Source organism: Streptomyces solincola, from assembly GCF_002982015.1.
Classification (GTDB): domain Bacteria; phylum Actinomycetota; class Actinomycetes; order Streptomycetales; family Streptomycetaceae; genus Streptomyces; species Streptomyces solincola.
Map to the genome: position 1 here is coordinate 1 of NZ_PVLV01000561.1, position 2,600 is coordinate 2,600.

Sequence of the window (2,600 nt, forward strand, 5' to 3'; positions counted from 1 at the left end):
CCACCCTCCCCGCCGCCCTCCGGCGAACGATCCAGGCAGCCCGGCTACCCGCCCTCCGCGGAGATCCACTCCCCCCGGCAGCCCCGGCGGAGGGGGCGGCGGCCGCGGCGCCGCCGGTGGCGGCGTACCGGCCGCCGTGAGGCGTCAGCCGCGCGCGGTGTCCGCCACGAAGGCGGCCCAGGCGTCCGGGGCGACCGCGAAGACGGGGCCGTCGGTCACCTTGGAGTCCCGCACGTGCACGGCGTGCGCGCAGGCGGCGACCTCGACGCACTCGCCGCCCTCGTTGCCGCTGTGGCTGGACTTGCGCCACGCGCAGGCGGCGACCTCGACGCAGGCGCCGCCCTCGTTGGTGCTGTAGCTGGACTTGCGCCACTCGTAGGCGACCTCGACGCAGGCGCCGCCCTCGTTGCCGCTGTAGCTGCTCTTGAACCAGGTCAGTTCGGACTTCATAGCCTCGCCGCGATCCTCTCGATCAGTTCCACGGACTCCCAGGGCGTCAGGGCCTGGCCCCGCAGCGCGCCGAAGAGTTCGATCATCCGGTTGACCTCCTCCGGCCTGGAGATCAAGGTATCGCCGCCCTGGCCCTCCGTGTAGGCCAGATTGCGGCCCTCCGGGGTGCTCAGCAGATGGAAGGGGCCGTGCAGTCCGGCGTGGACGGCGCGCTGAGTCGGCATCACCTGCACGGTGATGTTGGGGTGGGTCCGCAGCAGGTCCAGCAGATGGTCGAGCTGCTCCTTGAGCACGGCCGCGCCGCCGAGGTCCCGCTCCAACACCGCCTGCTCCACCACATAGCTGACGATGGGCTTGGGCTTGCGGTCCAGCACCACCTGCCGGGCCAGTCGGGCCTCGACATGGCGGTCCAGGTCTTCGGGGTCGTACGCGGGCACCCGCGAGAGGTACAGGGCCCGGGCGTACTCCGGCGTCTGGAGCAGGCCCGGGATCACCATGCACTCGTACGCGCTGATGATCGCCGCCTCCGCCTCCGTCCGCTTCCAGTTCAGGAACTTCGGCGAATAGGTCTCCTCCTCCATCATCTCGATGCAGTCGACCAGCAGTCCGTCCGCGTCCAGGGCCTGGTCCGCGTCCTTCAGGAACAGGGCGGACGGGATGCGCTCGGCGCATTCGTACGCGCCGAGCAGCGACTCCGACATCACCAGCAGCTCGGACAGCTCCTTCTGCGTCAGGTTCTTGCGCGTCCGGAAGCGCTTGATCAGTCCTCCCACGTGCCTGCGCGCGTGCGAGGGTTCCTTCGCCGATCCCACAGACCCCACCGTCCTTTTCCACTCTGCCGTGAAGTGGAGCGCGTCCCCCTGGTCACGCTACGCACACACCCCGATGCTCGGAGGCATGAACAACGAGAAACTCCCCGATTGGGTCCCCGCCTCCGGTCACCAACTGCGTCTCGCCGGCGTGCACTTCGACGCCGTGCGGGTGCGCGGGGTGCGGGGTGAGGCGGTGCTGCACGAGATCGTGACGGCGCAGCTCTGTGCACCCCCGGACGAGGAGGACCCGCCGCTCGCGTGACCTATTCGCAACCGAACCCCCTCGCGACCGAGACCCACCGGGTGAACGCGCCGTTACGTTTGGTCCTCATGACCGACCTCATAGCCGAACCGACGCACCCCGAGCCGCCCGTGTACGTGATCGGCGCGGGCCCCGGGGGTCTGGCCGTGGCGGCGGAGCTGGGGCGGCGGGGCGTGCGGACGGTGGTGCTGGAGAAGGCGGACGCGGTCGGGGCCTCCTGGCGCGGGCACTACGACCGGCTGCGGCTGCACACCACCCGGCGGTTGTCCGGGCTGCCGGGGCTGAAGATGCCGCGCTCCTTCGGTCGCTGGGTGAAGCGGGACGACGTCGTGCGGTACCTGGAGAAGTACGCCGAGGTGCACCGGCTGGACGTGGTGACCGGCGTCGAGGTGACCCGGATCGAGCGCGGGGCGGACGACGCCGGGCGCTGGGTGCTGTACGCCAGTGGGGGGCGGCGGCTGGTCGGGCGGGCGGTGGTCGTGGCGACCGGCTACAACCACACGGCGCGCATACCGGACTGGCCGGGAGTCGACGCGTATGAGGGGGAGTTGGGGCACGCGGGCGCGTACCGGAACCCGGCGCCGTACGCGGGGAAGGACGTGCTGGTGGTGGGGGTCGGGAACACCGGGGCGGAGATCGCGGCGGATCTGGCGGAGGGCGGCGCGGGCCGGGTGCGACTGGCGGTGCGGACCGCGCCGCACATCGTGCGCCGGTCCACCGCCGGCTGGCCGGCGCAGCGGACCGCGATCCTGGTGCGCCGGCTGCCGGTGAGGCTGGTGGACGTGGCGGCGCGCGCGATGAGCCGGGTCGCGGTGCCGGACCTGTCGGCGTACGGGCTGGCGCGGCCGCGGGCCGGGCTGTACTCGCGGGTGCGGGAGGGGGCCATCCCGGTGCAGGACGTGGGGCTGATCGCGGCGGTGAAGAGCGGGCGGGTGGAGGTCGTCGCCGCGGTGGAGGGGTTCGACGGCGGCGAGGTGGTGCTGGCGGACGGCAGCCGCATCGCGCCGGAGGCCGTGATCGCGGCGACGGGGTACCGGCGCGGGCTGGAGGGGCTGGTCGGGGAGCTGGTGGAGCTG

The 2,600-nt window shown here is 72.5% G+C and carries 4 protein-coding genes; 2 read left to right on the top strand and 2 right to left on the bottom strand.

The window, feature by feature from the left end:
• Window positions 1-144 precede the first annotated feature (144 nt).
• Both C6N75_RS27185 and C6N75_RS27190 read right to left on the bottom strand, forming a co-directional pair.
• On the bottom strand, window positions 145-450 hold the full coding sequence (locus C6N75_RS27185) for a DUF397 domain-containing protein (RefSeq protein WP_105871524.1): 306 nt from the start codon (window positions 448-450) through the stop codon (window positions 145-147).
• Entirely contained in the window at window positions 447-1,262 is an 816-nt protein-coding gene (locus C6N75_RS27190; protein WP_258177640.1) for a helix-turn-helix domain-containing protein, read from the bottom strand. The genes C6N75_RS27185 and C6N75_RS27190 overlap by 4 nt, the downstream gene beginning before the upstream one ends.
• A gap of 85 nt (window positions 1,263-1,347) precedes the next feature.
• Here C6N75_RS27190 and C6N75_RS30990 point away from each other — a divergent pair, with 85 nt between their 5' ends.
• Complete coding sequence (locus C6N75_RS30990; RefSeq protein ID WP_181160640.1) at window positions 1,348-1,524, top strand: hypothetical protein; 177 nt, start codon at window positions 1,348-1,350, stop codon at window positions 1,522-1,524.
• Window positions 1,525-1,592: 68 nt separating this feature from the next.
• Window positions 1,593-2,600 (top strand): flavin-containing monooxygenase (locus tag C6N75_RS27200; RefSeq protein ID WP_105871527.1); only part of this gene is annotated, 1,008 nt, incomplete at its 3' end.

What these genes read in the sequence shown, in the direction of transcription:
- C6N75_RS30990 (WP_181160640.1), top strand. Translation starts at nt 1,348, where the DNA reads ATGAACAACGAGAAACTCCCCGATTGGGTCCCCGCCTCCGGTCACCAA.
- C6N75_RS27185 (WP_105871524.1), bottom strand. Translation starts at nt 450, where the DNA reads ATGAAGTCCGAACTGACCTGGTTCAAGAGCAGCTACAGCGGCAACGAG.